Annotated in this window: 19 protein-coding genes; all 19 read right to left on the bottom strand. The window is 29.7% G+C overall.

All coding sequences use genetic code 11. The annotated features are described in order from the left end of the window. Positions 1-4: 4 nt before the first annotated feature. Entirely contained in the window at positions 5-745 is a 741-nt protein-coding gene (locus ACHZC3_RS05450; RefSeq protein WP_394758865.1) for an FkbM family methyltransferase, read from the bottom strand. A gap of 74 nt (positions 746-819) precedes the next feature. Next, positions 820-1,977: a glycosyltransferase family 4 protein gene (locus ACHZC3_RS05455; protein ID WP_394758866.1), complete on the bottom strand. Its 1,158-nt coding sequence runs from the start codon at positions 1,975-1,977 to the stop codon at positions 820-822. Positions 1,978-2,078: 101 nt separating this feature from the next. Then, positions 2,079-2,915, bottom strand: coding sequence for an FkbM family methyltransferase (locus ACHZC3_RS05460; RefSeq protein WP_394758867.1), 837 nt, complete (start codon positions 2,913-2,915; stop codon positions 2,079-2,081). Positions 2,916-3,025: 110 nt separating this feature from the next. Continuing rightward, complete coding sequence (locus ACHZC3_RS05465; RefSeq protein ID WP_394758868.1) at positions 3,026-4,210, bottom strand: glycosyltransferase family 4 protein; 1,185 nt, start codon at positions 4,208-4,210, stop codon at positions 3,026-3,028. After that, on the bottom strand, positions 4,210-5,583 hold the full coding sequence (locus ACHZC3_RS05470; protein WP_394758869.1) for an asparagine synthase-related protein: 1,374 nt from the start codon (positions 5,581-5,583) through the stop codon (positions 4,210-4,212). The genes ACHZC3_RS05465 and ACHZC3_RS05470 overlap by 1 nt, the downstream gene beginning before the upstream one ends. A gap of 5 nt (positions 5,584-5,588) precedes the next feature. Beyond that, positions 5,589-6,665, bottom strand: coding sequence for a glycosyltransferase family 4 protein (locus ACHZC3_RS05475; protein WP_394758870.1), 1,077 nt, complete (start codon positions 6,663-6,665; stop codon positions 5,589-5,591). Beyond that, positions 6,641-7,420, bottom strand: coding sequence for a class I SAM-dependent methyltransferase (locus tag ACHZC3_RS05480; protein WP_394758871.1), 780 nt, complete (start codon positions 7,418-7,420; stop codon positions 6,641-6,643). The genes ACHZC3_RS05475 and ACHZC3_RS05480 overlap by 25 nt, the downstream gene beginning before the upstream one ends. A 3-nt stretch (positions 7,421-7,423) precedes the next feature. Further along, positions 7,424-8,332: a glycosyltransferase family 2 protein gene (locus ACHZC3_RS05485; RefSeq protein WP_394758872.1), complete on the bottom strand. Its 909-nt coding sequence runs from the start codon at positions 8,330-8,332 to the stop codon at positions 7,424-7,426. Continuing rightward, the gene (locus tag ACHZC3_RS05490; RefSeq protein WP_394758873.1) at positions 8,322-9,449 is read right to left on the bottom strand and encodes an acyltransferase family protein; all 1,128 of its coding nucleotides are present in this window, start codon (positions 9,447-9,449) and stop codon (positions 8,322-8,324) included. Before ACHZC3_RS05490 ends, ACHZC3_RS05485 begins: the two co-directional genes overlap by 11 nt. Further along, on the bottom strand, positions 9,449-10,543 hold the full coding sequence (locus tag ACHZC3_RS05495) for a glycosyltransferase family 4 protein (protein WP_394758874.1): 1,095 nt from the start codon (positions 10,541-10,543) through the stop codon (positions 9,449-9,451). Before ACHZC3_RS05495 ends, ACHZC3_RS05490 begins: the two co-directional genes overlap by 1 nt. A gap of 31 nt (positions 10,544-10,574) precedes the next feature. Further along, complete coding sequence (locus tag ACHZC3_RS05500; RefSeq protein WP_394758875.1) at positions 10,575-11,246, bottom strand: acyltransferase; 672 nt, start codon at positions 11,244-11,246, stop codon at positions 10,575-10,577. A 14-nt stretch (positions 11,247-11,260) separates the two neighbouring features. After that, entirely contained in the window at positions 11,261-12,196 is a 936-nt protein-coding gene (locus tag ACHZC3_RS05505; protein WP_394758876.1) for a hypothetical protein, read from the bottom strand. Then, on the bottom strand, positions 12,193-13,056 hold the full coding sequence (locus ACHZC3_RS05510) for a glycosyltransferase family 2 protein (protein ID WP_394758877.1): 864 nt from the start codon (positions 13,054-13,056) through the stop codon (positions 12,193-12,195). The genes ACHZC3_RS05505 and ACHZC3_RS05510 overlap by 4 nt, the downstream gene beginning before the upstream one ends. After that, complete coding sequence (locus ACHZC3_RS05515) at positions 13,057-13,899, bottom strand: hypothetical protein (protein WP_394758878.1); 843 nt, start codon at positions 13,897-13,899, stop codon at positions 13,057-13,059. Positions 13,900-13,915: 16 nt separating this feature from the next. Continuing rightward, positions 13,916-14,836, bottom strand: a complete 921-nt coding sequence (locus ACHZC3_RS05520; protein WP_394758879.1) for a glycosyltransferase family 2 protein — start codon at positions 14,834-14,836, stop codon at positions 13,916-13,918. Positions 14,837-14,926: 90 nt separating this feature from the next. Then, positions 14,927-15,745 (bottom strand): class I SAM-dependent methyltransferase, encoded by an 819-nt coding sequence (locus ACHZC3_RS05525; protein ID WP_394758880.1) that lies wholly within the window; start codon positions 15,743-15,745, stop codon positions 14,927-14,929. Beyond that, the gene (locus ACHZC3_RS05530; protein WP_394758881.1) at positions 15,745-17,022 is read right to left on the bottom strand and encodes an ABC transporter ATP-binding protein; all 1,278 of its coding nucleotides are present in this window, start codon (positions 17,020-17,022) and stop codon (positions 15,745-15,747) included. The genes ACHZC3_RS05525 and ACHZC3_RS05530 overlap by 1 nt, the downstream gene beginning before the upstream one ends. Then, complete coding sequence (locus tag ACHZC3_RS05535; protein WP_394758882.1) at positions 17,019-17,405, bottom strand: four helix bundle protein; 387 nt, start codon at positions 17,403-17,405, stop codon at positions 17,019-17,021. Before ACHZC3_RS05535 ends, ACHZC3_RS05530 begins: the two co-directional genes overlap by 4 nt. A gap of 86 nt (positions 17,406-17,491) precedes the next feature. Then, positions 17,492-18,151: ABC transporter permease (locus ACHZC3_RS05540; RefSeq protein WP_394758883.1), on the bottom strand; the 660-nt coding region annotated here is incomplete at its 5' end.

The following is an 18,151-nucleotide window of genomic DNA, read 5'->3' on the forward strand; positions in this document are numbered from 1 at the left end:
TATGTTATTTATAATTATAAACGCTGTTTTTTCCATTAATAGTATTAATTTGTTTGGCAACCTTATTGGAAATAAATAAAATATTTGTAATAATTGATTGTCTTTCTTTACTTTCATTAATACCATAAAAATTATACGGATAATAATTATAATTCCGCATGTAAGAAATAATATCTTCTAACAAAGGTTGGTCTTCATACGTTGGAATAAAATTTACTTCTGTAAAAATAAAATCTATTTTTTCTTGTCTCAAAAATTCTGAACAACCTTGCAAAGCTTTCAATTCAAAACCTTCAATATCTAATTTTAAAATTGAAATTTCTGAAATATTATTTTCTAAACAATAATCTTTAATAGAAATAATAGGTACTTGAATTAGTTTAAATTTCCTTGCTAAATGAGAGAGATGAAAATCATTTGGTTTTAAAAAAGAAGAAGTCCCCGTATTATTGTTTTTATAAAACTCTAAAACTCCTTTTGAATCGCTAATCCCAGAGTTGTTAAATTTAACATTAGCCGATTCCTTATTTAAGTTGATAATTAGTTTTTGAAAAACATCAGGATTAGGCTCGAAGCTGTGTATTTTAGCATTCTGAAATCTTTTATGAAATTGATAGGATACAAAACCAACATTGGCTCCACAATCAAATATATGAGTTGGTTCTTTACAAATTAATTTGAAAAGAAATTTTAAATCATTAAACTCATTTTTATTATTTGTTCTCAAGAAAGCCTTTAATCTCATTTTTACTCTTGAAATAAAATTCTTTCGTAGTATAAACCTCGTAATTATATTTTTATAATACATTTTTAATTTTTCTAATAATTTTCATAGAATTCTATAAATTTTGTAACCTGATCTTCTATGTTAAATTGACTTTTTACTCGATTGATAGCTGCTTCGGAAATCATCTCTTTTTCTTTACTAGACAACTCATTTACGGTTCTAATCTTAGTAGCCAAAGATAACGGATTTCTTTTAGGAACCACAAAACCCGTAACATTATTTATCACATTTTCAGTTAAGCCTACGGCATCGCTCACGATACAAATTTTGCCCATGGCTTGGGCTTCCAACACAGCATTGCAAAAACCTTCTTGATGGCTGTATTGAATATATAAATTGGCTTTTTGGAGTTCGCTTTTTACCTCATCAGGGTTTCGCTTTCCTGCAAAAATAACCTCATTTGTAAGCCCTAATTGATGGACTGCAAATTGCAATTTTTCCTTTTCTGCGCCGCTACCAATTATGGTGTACTGAAAACGTATTTCTTTTTTTTTGAGTATCGCTAAGGCTTCTAGTGTGGCCGTTATTCCTTTTATCCAATGCAGCCTGGCTACGGTTAGAATATTTAGATTGTCGTTATTTTGAACGGTAGAAAAAAATAGGCTGGTGTCTATTGCTGGTGCTATTTTTGAGATGCTTTTTGGATGTATTCCGTTTGCCATCAAATCCTTTTTCATTCCTTCAGAGAGCACATGATATTGCACCTTTTTTGAGAATAATAATTTATAGCAATTTTTATTTTTTTGTGGGTACACGTAATGATCAAATCCTCTAAAACTTACGGCCATTTTTGCGCCTATTGCTTTAGCCACGTTTTCTCTCCCTTCTGCCAATGTTCCAAAAGTAAAATGAAGCCAATCTAGTTTTTGATTTAAAAAATGACTATTCAAGAAAACCATTCGTACCGATTTTTTAGTACTCAAACCGTCTTTTTTACCTAAATTATACAATCGAATGGCAGTTTTCGAATTAGAAATTATTTGCACTAACGAATGCCAAAAAACAACTATTTTGTTATGAATATAATAATTGGGGAACGGAATTATTGTACATGGCATTTTTTCGTTGCTTCGATTGTCTACAACAAACAAAGTAACTTCAAAACCACTATCCATTAAACCTTTAATTTTATTTCTAAAAAAAGTTTCTGAATAACCTGGTACCGATGGCAAGATTAATCCAATTTTCATTTATACAAATTCAATTCATTAACTCAATTCTCCTAACATAGATGTGATTTGATTCCTTATTTTGAAGCCAAAACGACTTCAAAATAAAGGAATATAGCATTTTAATCTATACTTTGAGGTAATTTATCTCTTTGGTTAATATTTTTTAAGTAGTTTGGGTATTCTTGATTTTTTGGCAACAACAATAAATGACACTTTCCTCTAGTAGCAATTGTTTCTCCATCTTTCAATAATTCTTTACTATGCAAATAATATGGATTGTAATGATTCTCTTGACACCATTTTATAACAAAATTTGCACTATCAAGCATGGAGAGTTCAGGTAGTGCATGCATTTCTACAATAATTTTTGCTATCTGTTTTTTTGCTGTTTCAACTGCTCCTTTCAATGCTAAATTTTCAGCTCCCTCCACATCTATTTTAATCAAATCCGGAATGGTGTTTGTTTCTCTTACTATTGTATCTATGGTTATTTTCTTCACGTAATAATAGGAATTAATTGCGGAAGCCGTTTCGGCATGATTGGCATACATACTTCCTGCTTCACCAGAACCAACTGTGTAAAATTTAACTTCTTCACCATCAACATCACCAATAAAAGCAGAAATAAATTTAGCCTTATAGCCAAATCCATTTATGATTAAGTTTTGAGCCGTTTTTGCTAAAGCCTCAGGGTTTGGATCAACAGCAACAATCATTTTATTAGTTTTTTGGATAGCCGCAAGCAACGATATATAACCAATATTACAGCCCAAATCATAAAAAACCTCACTATTTTTTGTCAAATAAAAGAGCCAAGCGTCATCCATATCCACGCTCTTTCTATCGATTCCTTTTACCCCTTTTAAAGTAATTTCAGCAATTTTAAATGATAAAAAATTACTTTTTTCTTTGTTTAAAAAATAACCTATTGCTTTTTTTATTTTTTTATAGTTCATTGTACTTCATTTATATAGTTCTACTAAAAAGTTTACACTCTTTTAGATGGCAAGTTAGTATTAAATAATAGCTTATAAAATATTCCTTAATTATCTTAATACTAAATAATTCACCTCATATTTTGAAACTTTAACACAGATTGATATAAATCTAACATTAAAGTACAATTTTCATCAAAATTATGTTGCTCTTCGATAGTTGTTCTCGCTTTTTTACGAATTTCAATTTTTTCTTTTTCAGACAATAACGCGATTGTTTTTATTTTTTCGGCTATCGCTACTGGATTTCGTACAGGTACCATAAACCCGTTTTCGCCATGGGTAATTACTTCTTCTATTCCTCCACAATGGGTAGAAAGAACAATAGTCCCAAATGCCATGGCTTCCAGTACGACATTCGCAATTCCTTCTTCTAGACTGGATAACAGCAATATGTCGGCTTGTTGTATTTCAGTTATAATTTCTTTAAAAGGCATATTTTTTTTAAAAACAACTTCTTTTTCTAAATCCAATTGTGCCTTTTGAAAAATTAATTCTTCGTCATTTCCAACTCCAATTATGGCATATTGAAAATCGAAATTTTCTTTTTTGAGTAAAGCGCAAGCGTCTAACGCATCTGTATACCCTTTTACCCAGTGCGAGCGACCAATAGATAGTATTTTTAGTGTTTTGTTTTGAATTTTATTTTCTACAAAAGGCAATTCGTTTAGCCGCAAACCGCTATAAACGACTTTTATTTTAGTGGTTTCAGCGCCATATTCTTCCGCTTGCATTTGTATCGATTTCGACACCGCATGAAAACCATCTACTTTAGGAAAAAGTGCTAAATATTGTTCTGCTAACTTTTCGTCGGCTATTGGACTAATGGTAATGTGTGTACCTCGCAAGCTTAGAATTAATTTGATACCAAAATCACGAACCCAAATCCAATCTTCCAAACTTTTCGCCCATTGCAAGTGAAAAATATCTGGTTTGTGGTATAAAACAGGATAATATTTAACTTTATATAAACTCGTATTTCTTTTTTTATTCGAAATTATTTTGTCTAATTTTTGTTTTTCTTTCGGCTTAAAAATAGTCAGTAAAAAAGTGTATTTCAACAAAATATATAGTTTGTTCCACTTGTTAGAATACGAAAAAACAGAAACGTTTTTTGCATACGAAACCTTTTTTTTTGCTTGTAATCCAAAAAGAGAAATTTGAAAACCATCATTTGCCAATCCTTCTATCAATCGTTCGATAAAAGTGGTACTGGGAATTTCTCCCGAATAGATGGCTATTTTTTTGGGTTGCATTATTCTTTTTGTTTTGAAAATAAAGACAAAGTTAGCAACATACTAACCGAATGCGAATAATAAACGGAATCTTTATTGGTAAATTTATCATAAAAAGAAGCGACCACGTCGTTTGGTATTAATTCTTGGAAAGAACTGTTTTCGAACAACCATTTTTGCAATGCTGCATCGTTTTCTTTTCCAACAAATTGCAGTTCCCAATTGCGTTGGATGATTTTTTTAGTGAACAATTTACGTTTTATTTTGCTATATATTTTATACGGCAAATTAAACGGTATTTTGTTCCAATGGTACTGATACAAATTGAATGGCCGATGATCTTGCCAGGTTATTTTAGCCAAATCGGGCATTCGCATTTTTAGATATTCGATTTGAATTTGTCTTCCAGCGAGATATTTCTCTGGAATAGTGCAAATAAATTCGCACATTCGGTTATCAAAATACGGAACAGTTATCGGTCTTACCGATTCAAAAACCGAGAGGTTGGTATTCGTCCATCGTGGCGCCCAATACAAACTTTTGAACGCTCTGATTTGTGCATTGGCACTTTGTGGAATATTGATATTTATAAGTAAAACTTTGATTCTTTCAGAAAGGTATTCTTCAAAATTTCCTTCGAGTTCCCATGATTTCCAAAGTGTATTAGCAAGTTCTAAACCACCTTTTTTAATGACTTTTTTTTGAATACTATGCACTTGTTCATCTAAAGTTAAATCTTCTGGAACGCCCATATCGTCAAACAACACATCGCCCCAGTGCCCTAGACTAAACACATTGCCTAATTTTGCATATTCTTCTACAAAAGCCATTTGGCGCGGGTGTGTAAACTCGGAATAGCATTGATTTATTTTGGCTAATTTTTCAATTTTATTCCATAAATATCCATTTGGTATTTTCCAATTCTGAAAAGGAAAATTACAGGCTTTGGCAATTTTTTTGGCATAATACGTTTCATCATGACCACCTTCAAAAGCATAACTATAGGCATTTACTTTGTTTCTTAAATGTTGTAATGCGGCGGCTTGGGTGCGACTATCTAATCCTCCAGAAAGTGGTAGTATAACTCTTTTATCTCCCACCTGTTCTTTGATTATGGTTTCGAAAAGTGTTGCAAACTCTTTAACTATTTCGTTTAATGGTCGTTCTACTGGTGTGTAATGCCATTTGAAATATGAAGTCGAAGAACTAATTTTATGATCTTCTATTGTATATTCGTGAGCAGGTTTTAGCGCTTTTTGGTCTTTATAATAGGTGTCGTCATCTAAAAAGAAACCGATGGCAGCAAAAACACAAATAGCTTCGTAGTCGAGCGATTTTTTTTCACCAACGAATATGGAAGTATTTGGGATTATATTTATTTTTATGGATTGCATATTTGTTACTTAACCAATTTTATATACAATTCTTCATGCTCTTTGATGAATTTATCTACAGAAAAATGTTCTATGCAATAATTACGAAGTTTTTCTCCTATTATTGTTCTTTCTTCTTTAGGTTTTGAATATAATTCTTCTATTTTCTGAGTAAGCATTTCTACATTTGAAGCTTCAAACAAATATTCTGGAAAATCCTTAAGCACAAAATTTATTCCTGAAATATTGGATCCTAGAACAAGTAATTTCATTGTCATTGCTTCGATTAATGCCATACCCAAACCTTCCTTTTTACTAGGCATAACATATAAATCTGCATTTACTAAAAATGGTCTCACATCTAAATGTTTTCCTAGAAATGAAATGTTAGATTGCATACTAAGATTATGAACTAATTTTTTCAGTTCGCTAGAATATGCCGTTGTGTCATCACCGAGTATATCAAGATGAATGTTTTTTAAATCTTTTATGGATTCAATTAAAACTTCAATTCCCTTTATTGGTACCAAATTAGCTACCGTAATTATTTTAAATTTATCGCTATTTTTCTTTTGAAATAGTTCAGGACTATAAAACGCTACATCTAACCCAATTGGAATAAGTTTTTGTTGTTTTTTATAAGGAAAATAGTGTTTCATTTCGTCATTTATAGTGATTATAAAATCCGCACAATAACTTTTGATTTTCCAATGAATATTGCCCCAAGTCATGGCTTTTTTGGTATATATGTATTTTGCACCCGCTAATTTTGTAGCTAGCATTTCTGTCCAATCACTACTCCAATTCCAAGAATGAACAATGTCAAATTTATTTTGTTTAACGAACTGCCTAAAAGGTTTTATTCTATTAAAAATACTAAAATAGGGTTTTAGTTGACAAGTTGTTTCAATCAAATGAATTGGCAGCCCTAATTTCTGAATTTCTGAAAACAAAGCACCTTTATTGTGTGAGCAAGCAATGTGAATTTCAAATTTAGCTGGATCTAATCCTTTTGCTAAATCATATACAACCTTACCACTACCTGCCGTATTAAAATTTGGAATAGTATATAAGATTTTTATTTTTTTAGTAATTTCTTCCATTTAAAATAATCTACCAAGTTAAGATGTTCCTCTCTTTTGCTATTCATGAATGCATATTCATAAAATTGATTCTCCATTTTGGTTTCAATTTTATTAAATAAATGTAGTTGTTTTTTTGACAAAACACCAACACCCCAGTCGGTATCAAAACATATTGAAAATAGGTCTTCATGATGTCTGAATTTATAAAAAGCTTTCCACGTAGTACCATTCCAATACCCTCTTGCAGGAGAGTTTCTAAAATAATAATCTTCCCGTTGGTGAAATTCAGTGGGAGGATTACAATCATGTAGAATTATAAATCCTGTGTCAGATAGAAATTGTAAGCTATTTTTAATATCTCTTTCTACTTGCTCAGAAAGATGCAAACCATCAATAAAAATTACATCAAATTTTATATCACTTTTGATTTGTGTTAATTTATCTGATGCTAATTTTTCGAAAAAATCGTCTGATGTTAATTTAAAATCTACTGGGTTTGATTTAAACTCAATTCCAGGATCTACCGAAAATTTATTTTTACAAATTATCTTATCAAAATTATCTGAAGGATCCCTAACACCAATTTCTAAATAATGAATAGCTTCTGTTTGTTGTAATAGAATATTTATTATTTCCGATCTTTCTGGTTGTTTTGCTATTTCTTTTTTAATAATTTCTCGTGTACTAATGAAGTATTTATCATTTAGAATTCGTTCACCTACTTTTAATTTATCTAGAAAATATCTTACTTCTTTTTTTAACTTCTTTAACATATATTATCTTTTACTTAGTTTTAATCTCTTCAATAAATACCCTAACCACCTTGCATCTGTAGGATTTTGCACAAAAAACTTTATGAAATAAAATGGCCAATGAAATTTGTCATATTCTGACAATTCCATAAGTTGCTGTGTCGTAATACCAAATTTATAATCTTTTTTGGTTACTACTTTATGGTATTCAAATTTAAATGATCGTAATAACTCTTTTGCGGCTAGAAAATGTATTTTCTTATTTTTAGTAATTGAATTTCTATCGTTTCTTCTATCTAAAAGCACTAATGATTCATTAATTCCATGTATATTAGAGTGCAAACAAAAACGCAATATATAAGCCCAATCTATAGGTATGTTTGGGTAATGTTTAGAAAAATAAAGACCGTGGTTTATATGAACCGCTTTTCTAAACATCATACAGGTGTTTACTACTTTCATTTGATACCTATAGTTAAATAAAAACATCTCTTCGCCTCTTGGATATTGTTTGTTATTTACTAAAATTCCGGGAAAACGAAAAGTTATTTTTTTACCGTCCCAAAAGTCGGCAATGCCAGACACAAGTCCTATTTCTGGTTTATCATCTAACAATCCTACTTGCAATTTTAATCTTTCAGGATAATAAAAATCATCTTGTTCGGCAACTGCAATATACTCTCCATTACAATTAGAAACTAACCTATTCATAGTTGGTCCCAATCCTAGATTTTTTTCATTGATTAAAATAATAACTTTCTTAAACTTAGGTATGCATTCATTTACGATTTGTAAAGAAGAATCTCTACCACCGTCAATACAAACCACTAACTCAAAATCTTGATAGGTTTGAGTAAACAAACTTTCTAAAGTTCTTGCTAGAGTTTTTTCGCCATTATAAATGGGTAGTATTACGGATACTTTATAATTCATTTTTTACTTTTTTATCTCTAAGCCTCATCATAGGAAGCTCATAATACTTATACAACAGTATTGAAAGCACAATAACTAAAAGCCAATATATTATATAATTTAGCATACTGATTTGAAATTCGCTCTGAATAAAATTTTCCCAATGAATTTTCTTTATAATCCAAATTTGAATCACACTTAAATTTAATAAATACATTGAATAGGATATTAAACTTAAATATGTAATTGGTTTGTAAAAAATGCCCCCATCTAACTTTAAAACACTTAAAAAAGGTAATATAAATAAAGTTGCTAATGAAATAAATGAAAAAGAAAATACTTTAAAATAAGCTCCATTTATATCTGACGAATAAAATTTAGCAAATAAAAACATTGTTATACCTGCAACCAGAAATATCTTCTTAAATCTAACCCATTTTTCAAAAGTATAAAAATGCAAATAAGCGCCAATAACACCATACATCAAACTATCAAGTCTAGTGAAAACTTGCTTTCTAAATAACAAATCCCAATCGTGAACATTACTAATGTTTATATTTAGATGTTTATAATATCTAAATATTGTTATAAGAATTACAATAGATATTGCAACCCCCAAAACTGCTTTTTGTGGTTGCATTTTTAAAAATCTCATTATTAAAAAAATGAAAACAGGAGTGATTAAATAAAACCATTCCTCAACGCTCAAACTCCATGCTTCTATAAAAAATGAGGGATGGTAGTTTGTTAAATTTTGTGAAAAAATAAGATACTTTTTTATTTTCCATAATTTAAATCCATCAGTGAACAAATAATTTAAAACACTTAAAAGCAGTAAAATTAAAAAGTAATTAGGTAATGTTCTAAACCATCGTCTTGTCCAAAAATTAAATAGCAAGCCTAAGGAAAACGTCTCATTATCTTCAAGTATTTTTATCAATATACCCCCAATAAGAAATCCACTTAAAACAAAAAAAATAGATACTCCGTCATAAACAAAAAAATCAGATATAGGTTTTAACTCTTGAGGCAATAATTTTGTACCATGATCTATCACAACAAATAGAATTGCAAGGGCCCGCAATATATCCAAACCAAATTTTCTCCCCTTATCTGTTTTTAAAGTAAATATGCCCATTAAATTTTTCTTCTACTATTATTTAAAATAACTTTATACAAATTGGCTAATTTTTCTATTTCTTTTTCTGTCGAAAAATTTTCGTTTACATATGTTATTGCATTTTGAGAAAACAGAAAATACAATTCTTTATTTTTCCAAAGTTTAATAGTTTCTTCAGCTAACTCTTCTAGGTTCGAAAAATCCTGAACTAAAGCCGTTTTATCTTTCAATACTGCTTCAGGCAATCCTCCTGAACTAGAAACAACACAAGGCAAACCAACAGATTGCGCTTCTAACACTGTTGTTGGAAAGGCTTCGGAAAAACTCAATTGAACGAAAAAATCATATTCTGGCAAAACTTTTATTAACTGATCATTATCTATTTTTCCTTTTACTGTAACTAATCCTGTTAGTTTGTAAAAATCTATTAAATAATACAACTGCCCCAAGTCATGTCCGTCTCCGTAAATATCAAATTCGAAAGGAATGTTTTTTTCGTTAAGGATTTTTGCAAAGCGAAGTGTTCCTTCTATATTTTTTTCCCATGTCATTCGAAATGCCGATACCAATCTCAAAACGTTTGGATTAGTTAACTTAGGCAAACTTACAGACTCCTTCCCAAAAGAAATAGGTATTACATGAATTTTTTCTTGACTAACACCCCATTGCATAAGATATTTTTTTTGGTTTTCGCTCATAACTACAAAAGCTGCAATATGATCACTGTTTTGATAAAATTGTTTCCAAGAATCTCCTAGCCATGGTTTTACATAAGTATCACCACCTCGTAAAGTCACTATTAGATTTGGTGCTTTTTTAAGTTTTTTAAAATCCTCTAATTTCCTCCATAAGTAACTGTGCTGTAGGTGAACAATATCGTAGTTGCTCATGTACTTTAAATCGATAGATTTATACTTTGAAAGTTTTAGTTTAAATACTAAAAATTGGAAGTAATCTTGAATCCCATATCTAGTTACTTTATAATCGGCAACCTTATTTGTATCGTAAGCTAATGCTTTAATGTTTAATTTTAACTTAATAGTAACCAACAAATTCAAAAGATACTTTTGATAGGTTCCTGGCATTTGGTCGTAAACGTAAAGTATTTTCATTATTTAAAATTATTTTTATCTACTTTTAGATTTATGCCCAATTAATATTTTGTTTCATCAATTTAGCAGGTGACCCAGCATAAATTGCATTTGAAATTTCATATTTACTATTTAAAACACTATTTGCTCCAATGACACAATCATCAGGAATTACACAACCTTTCAATATTGTTGTCCTACAACCTATCCAAACATGATTTCCTATATAAATTGGTTTGAGCATTGTGTTTTTATTTCCGTTACTATCAATAACTGAATGCGAATCGGTATCCATTATTAATATATCCCAAGACAATAAGCAGTTTTCTCCAAACTCTATTTTATTATGGCAAATAATTGCGGTTTCAGCTGTAACTTTAAAATTGGAGCCTACATTCAAAATCCCTTTTATATCGACCGAAATTTTAGTCCCATGCCCAAATAATGCTTTCCCATTAAAAACAACTTTTCCTGAAACTTGCCAAATGGACCTTGATCTTTTTTCATCAAAAATCCCAATTTCTCCAAATCCAAAATTGACTAAATTATATTTAATTGGGCAATTTAAAATAATAGTCCCTTCCATTTTTTTTAAATACACATTCCTAGAAAGAATTATTGGAAAATGAATTGCTTGCTCAAAGGGTAAATATTTGAAATTAAACCAAATGGTTTTGTAGTTTTCGGTAAATAAATATTTAATTAACTTTATATATTTTTTCATAAAAATTAAAAACACTACTTGTTAATAATCTGATAAAAATTATTATTTTTACCATCTACCGCTATAATTGTTTCCTTTTTAGATTTTACAACACTTATATGATGGGTTCCGTCTAAATTATAGCCGCTTTCGCTTGATAAAAAGGGTACAATATAGTCTTCTTCAAGGAATTTTTGTTCATTTAATTCAACAATTTTCATTAATTTGACTCCTTCTCCGTAATGTTTTTTTGAAATTTGAACGGGTCTAAAGATTTGATCTCCTTCAAAAATAAAATTTCCTGCATTTCTATTGGAAATAAGCGGACTTTGTTTGTGTTCTATCCATTCTGAAAAAATGGAATACGAATAAAAAAGTCGTGTTAGATTCAAATCTAAATCGAAAGTAAACCAATAATATACGTTTTCTAATTTGAGGAAATTTGTATCTACCAATCTGGAATCTTTATACAAAATTTTGCATACTTCCCATTTTGAAGGAAACACTAAAGCTTTGTATAATCTAACCGTTTTATCTTCGCTACTTTCAGGTATCATATAACAGTGCTCTTGGTACTCGAAAACATTAGGATAGGATAAATGAAACGATTCACTAATTACTTTTTGAATGCTTTTTAGTTTATTATTTACAATTTCTGCCGACCAGATTTCTCCTTTACTATTTACGATTGCTTCATAAAACAAAAATAATTTATCATTATTATCAATCAGAAAAGGATCGGCAAAACCCGAAACTTCTTTATAGAAAGACTTATTTTTTAATGAAAACCAATTGAATGCGATGCTTCTTTTCCAATTTTTATCTTGAAAATTATCGGTTGTTTTATAAATCATTACTGACCATGATACTTTTTTAAACTGATAATTAAATTTCTTCAATTTATACTTCAGTTTTATACCTAACGTACTTTTCCAAGTATATTTCAATAATAGATTTAGTATAGCAATCATAATATTCTTGAGTAATACTTGAGCAGTATGGATACGTATTTGAGATTTATTCTTTGAGATAAATAGGTTCTATTTTTTATTTTATTGAAATGTTTTTTTAGGTATTTTTTCTCTTTTTCGCGTCCCATTTCTGGGCTAATTAATTGCAAGAATTTTAAATGTTGGTCGAAATATTTTTTAAAATAATCAATCCCTTTGTTTTTACTCAAACTAGAAACACTAGAATCAATTTTTCTAAAATAACTTGTTGTATTTGGATTGAATGAAATGGATTTGTTTTTAAAAAATTCATAATAAAAAACTTGATCTCCCATGTATGAAAACTGGTCGAAAGTCATTTTATTGAGTTCCTCAAGACTTGGCTTTCTAAAAAGCACACAGCTTACATTTTTTATTGGGCTCGAGAAAAACATGGTTCCGTCAAGTGTACAACTTGTATTATTATTGTTAAAAATAGGGTGAACTACTTCTTTTTTAGTTACCGTTAAACCTTCTACAGTTATCGTTTTTGCTACTACGGCAAAATGATTAGAAATAGTTTCTAGTTGTGTTTCTAAAAAATTTGTTTCGGCAAAATCATCGGTTTCTGCAATCCAAATATATTGGGCTTTTGCCAATTCTAATCCTTTTCTCCATTGTTTGAAAGGAGAACCTGAATTTTTTTTATTTACTATAAAGTGAGAAACTTTAGGATGATTTTCGTAGTGTTTCAAAATAGCTAAACTTCCGTCTGTTGAAGCATCGTCAAAAAGCAGCACTTCGAAATCTTGAAATGTTTGATTAAATATAGAATCTAATCTTTCTTTCAAAAAATCTTTATGATTATAATTTGGAATAATTATAGATACAAGTGGTATCATTTATTTTTTTAATAATCTGTTTAGCGCCTTTTGCATTCGTTCTGAATCTGATCGCATTTTTTTTCTACCTTCTATTCCCTCAATATAAACATTAGGCAAATGGTGTATCATATTGTCTTGAAAATCAGATATACAAATAAGTTTTTTCAATCCTGCATATTTATATATATCAGTATTAACTTTACATTTAAGACTATAACTCAATTCTTTATTAATCAGTTTTTTTTCAAATATTTTCTTGTATATTTTGTTTAGATAAGCAATATATGGCTTTTCTGTTTCGTCAACTAAAGCAAGGAAATCTATTTTTTTTCCAATCCTTAAAAGTTGTTCTTTTGTGAGTATAAATGTAGCTTGATGCAGATTAGAAAAGTGAGCGAATTTTTTTTCTCCGTAGGTTTCAACACTATTAAAATCCCATTCAAAATGATATCCTTTACCTGAATGATACCCTGGATAATAAATTCCTGTTTCGTCTTTTTCTATTTGAATAAGTCCCGTAATCCTATTTTTGGGCAGTATTTTTGAATATAAAATGTGGTTATCTAGCTGTTTTTCAAGAAATAAATGATCATTTTCGCCATAAATAAAAATATCATAATCATTTCTGTTTTCCCATAGTACTTTTCTGCAAGTTAGAGGCAATAATTGATAATTGTCGAGCGCTATTACATTTACTTTGTCTATTCCTGAAATATTCAAATCTATATTGGAGTTGACTATAACTGTAACGTCATATTTTTTGAATGACTTCAATTCTTTAACAACTTGTTCTAAATAAAAAAGTTGCTCTTCTCCGTAATTTACTAATACTGCTAATACTTTTGTTAAATTAGTATCCATTATTTGATTTTTAGTCTTATAAAAAATGTATGCCTTTTTTCTTACTCAGTTCTTTATTTTTGTTTATCTCACTAAAATTTATAGTGTTTAAAACTGTAATATTTCTTACAATTCGTTTACATAGTTTAAAATCTAAACTTAGCAATGAAAGGTATAGGTTTTTAATTTCAAATTTATAAAAAGACTGTTTTATTCTTTTAGATGATGGGTTTGAAAATTCAAATATAATTTTTCTTTTATAAAATAATTTTTCATCGGTAAAATAATCACTTTTTGCTCTCTGCTCTCTGTCGTGATAAATTTGAGTATCAGGATATACTCCTATTTGCAAATCATGATACAAAACTCTCTGACAATAGTTGTCATCCTCTCCGTAATGAAAAAAAGAAGGGCTAAAACCTCCTATTTCTTCAATGGTTCTTCTAGAAAGAAGCCAAGCGGCAGCATTTATAAAATTAGTATTATACAATTTATCTTCTGTTTTGTTTAGATAAATATCTGACAACAAATTTTTGCATTTTGAGGGAATTATATAGTTCGAAAAACCATAATCGAAAGCATTTCCATCGCCATTGAGATGCATTGGACTAACAATCCCGTATTGTGGATTTAGCTTAGCTACTTGAACTAATTTTTGGATTGTATCTTCCTGTACCCAAGCATCTTGGTTTAGCAAAAAAACATAGTCAGCTCCAGAGTCATAGGCTTTTTTTATCCCTATATTATTTGCTTTTCCGAATCCTAGGTTTTTTTCACATTGAATAAAATCGACTTCAGGAAATTCATTTTTAATTATATCAACAGATCCGTCAGTAGAACAATTATCTATGACAATAGTTTTTACTGGAATTGAGCTTTTTTGTAAGCTTTTGAAACAAACATCAATCCATTTTTTTGGATTGTATGTGATTACTACAACATATATCTTATAATCCATTTAGTATAATAATATCTTATGAAAGGTATATAAAATTAGAATGATCACAAAAAAAGTTAATTCGATTTAACATTAATATCAAATAGTTATTTATAGTATCTTTTTAATTATTTTCTTTACAAGCTTGAAAGGAAATAAGATAAAATGGCCTAGTTTATAGGTAGCGCTTTTATGTATTTGTTTAGCTATTTCTGCATTAATCAGATGTGCTCCGTCAAAGACAGATGTGCTTTGGTTTTTAAATTCTACATTTGAAGCTATAATAATATGGAATAAAGGATTAACTGCTTTATCTTTTATATGTGTATAGTTTCCTGTAAAAAACTTTATTTCGTTTTGAGGCAAACTATCTACAATAAGAGAAGTCCCTTTATTATATAATTGTGACAACATTTGTTTAAAATCGAAATATTTAGAAATCAAATCCGTAAATTCTTCTTTATATAATTCTTTTACATGAAATTCATTTTCAACTTTTCTTTTATCAGAATAATATAATTTATCTGGAGTAGAGATAATCAATAACCCATTTGGCTTCAATACTCGTTTGATTTCCATCATCATTTCTTCATGTTCATCATGGTGTTCAATTGTTTCAAAACTCAATACTACATCAATACTTCCATTTTCTAATGGTATCTTGCTAGTATTTCCAGTTTTAAATTCAATGTTGTTTTTTTTGTATTTTAACTTTGCGTCATTTATACATTTTTCGTCAATATCTACACCATATACGAAAGTAGCGTGTTCGCTTAACAAATTACTTCCGTAACCTTCTCCACTTGCTATATCTAAAACAACCTTATCTTTTACATAATCAAAAACCATTGAATATCTGTGCAAATGTTCAATAGCAATTCTATTGTAAATAAAAGTTTCAAGTCTTTCTCCTGTAAAATTTCTCTTCATTATTCCCAATTTAATTGAGGACGAATTATTCCAGGAAAATTTCCAGAATAATTTCCTCTAACAGTATTTATACTTATTTCATCAATAATATTAAAACTAACAATTTCTTGTTCGTGAAACACTACAACAAAAGGATTATATCTCATAATTGCAAAACTACAATTATATGCCCCTTCGGCTAGAAAATTTCCAGGTAAAGTGATTGTTTTTTTATACTTCCCTTTATCCTTTGCGTAAATTAAAGTATCTGAATCTTTATCATGTGAACTTAATACGTGGATATTATGGCTATTAAATAAATTAAACCCATGTGTGAATAATTGATTTTCTTTTAATATCTCATATTCAAATTCAATTTTAATTTCATTATCGATAGAGTGATTTAATGACGTTTCACCAATAGGATTAAATACCCTTGCAGATAATAATTTAATAAAATCACTCCCTGGAGCCTTATCAATATCCCAATTTTTATAAGGAACCTGCTCACTATTATCTAAATAACGACTTATTGACTGGTCAACATTTCCTAAAAAACTTATTTCTCCATTTTCTAAAACAATCCCTTTATTACAAAAACTCTTTACCGCCGCCATATTATGACTCACAAATAAAACCGTCCTACCTTGGCCTTTACTTATATCTCCCATTTTGCCAAGGCACTTTTTTTGAAATTCGGCATCGCCTACCGCTAGAACTTCATCTACAATCAGGATTTCGCTTTCTAGATGTGCCGCTACGGCAAAGGCTAAACGCACATACATTCCTGACGAATACCTTTTTACAGGCGTGTCTATATATCGTTCTACTCCTGAAAAATCGATAATTTCGTCGAGTTTTCTAGTAATTTCCTTTTTTCGCATGCCTAGAATGGCTCCGTTGAGATAGATATTTTCTCTTCCTGATAATTCGGGGTGAAATCCTGTTCCTACTTCTAGTAAACTGGCAATACGTCCTTTTACTTTTATGCTCCCCGTAGTTGGACTTGTTACTCGAGATAATAATTTAAGTAAAGTACTTTTCCCTGCTCCATTTTTTCCAATTATTCCTACTGCATCTCCTTGGTTTATTTCAAAATTGAGGTCTTTAAGTGACCAAACGATATCGCTTCCTCCTTTTGTGCTTCGGTCGTTAGTTTCTCCAATTTTAAGAAAAGGGTCTTCTTTTCCTAGAATTTTAGTTGCAACAAAACGTTCTAAATCTCTCGAAATAGTTCCTGTTCCTATTTGTCCTATCTGATAGGCTTTAGAAAGATTTTCTACTTGTATTACTTTCATTGAGGTTGAGACTGAGGTTGAGACTGAGGTTTCAGTACTTTGATGATTTTATTGAGTTCAAAAATGATTGAATCTATATTGTTTGAGATTTCTTGAATCTCTTTTTCGTTAAAATAAGCAACTCTTTTTCCGTAAATTAAATGATTTTTGGTTTCAAAAGCACTCCCTCTTGAATAAATATAAAATTTTATTTTATCTAAACTGGAACTTCTGCCAAATCCTTCTGCTATATTTGCGCTTATAGACAAAGCCGAACGCCTAATTTGACTGGTTAAACCATAGTCTTCCGAACGAGGTAAAGGCACCGTTATTTCAAATACAGAAGTTGCAACACTCATTGCGGTCTTCCATACATTCATATCTTCAAAACCTGTAAACGCCATTTGTATTTTATTGTTTTTTTAATCATTCTCTAACCTCAATTCTCAACCTCTCATCCTCATCCTCATCCTCAACCTCATCCTCAACCTTAAATCGTATCTACAAAATTTTTCTCCGTTTTATTAAAAATCAAAATCCCAAAAAACAATACAATAACAGTAATTATTGCGGAATATCCTAGACTCCAAACTGAGAATTCTCCTTTTCCAAGAAATGCAAAACGAAAAGCTTCAATTATTCCAGTCATTGGATTTAGCTCGATAATATTTTTATATTTTTCTGGCGCAGCACTTAATGGATAAATAACTGTTGTTCCGTACATCAACAATGTAACTCCAAAAGTAATTAGAAATGTTAAATCTTTATATTTTGTAGTTATTGCCGTAATAATTAACCCCAATCCCAACCCTAATAAAGCCATTAGTAAAACTAATAATGGAAAGAAAACAATTGCATAAGTTATATGAAAACTGGTTCCACTTGTAGGAAATATTGCAAAATAAATCATCATTATAAATAATAGCAATAACTGCACACCAAATCTGACTAAATTACTAACTACTATACTTAACGGCATAATTAATCTAGGGAAATATACTTTGCCAAATATATTGGCGTTATCCTTAAATACAGTACTTGTCTTTGTTAAACAATCTGAAAAATAGTTCCAAGAAGTAATCCCTGTTAGGTAAAAAAGTTGTTGTGGCAAACCATCGGTACTTATTCCTGCTAGGTTCCCAAAAACAAA

The organism is Flavobacterium sp., from assembly GCF_043720215.1.
Lineage (GTDB): Bacteria > Bacteroidota > Bacteroidia > Flavobacteriales > Flavobacteriaceae > Flavobacterium.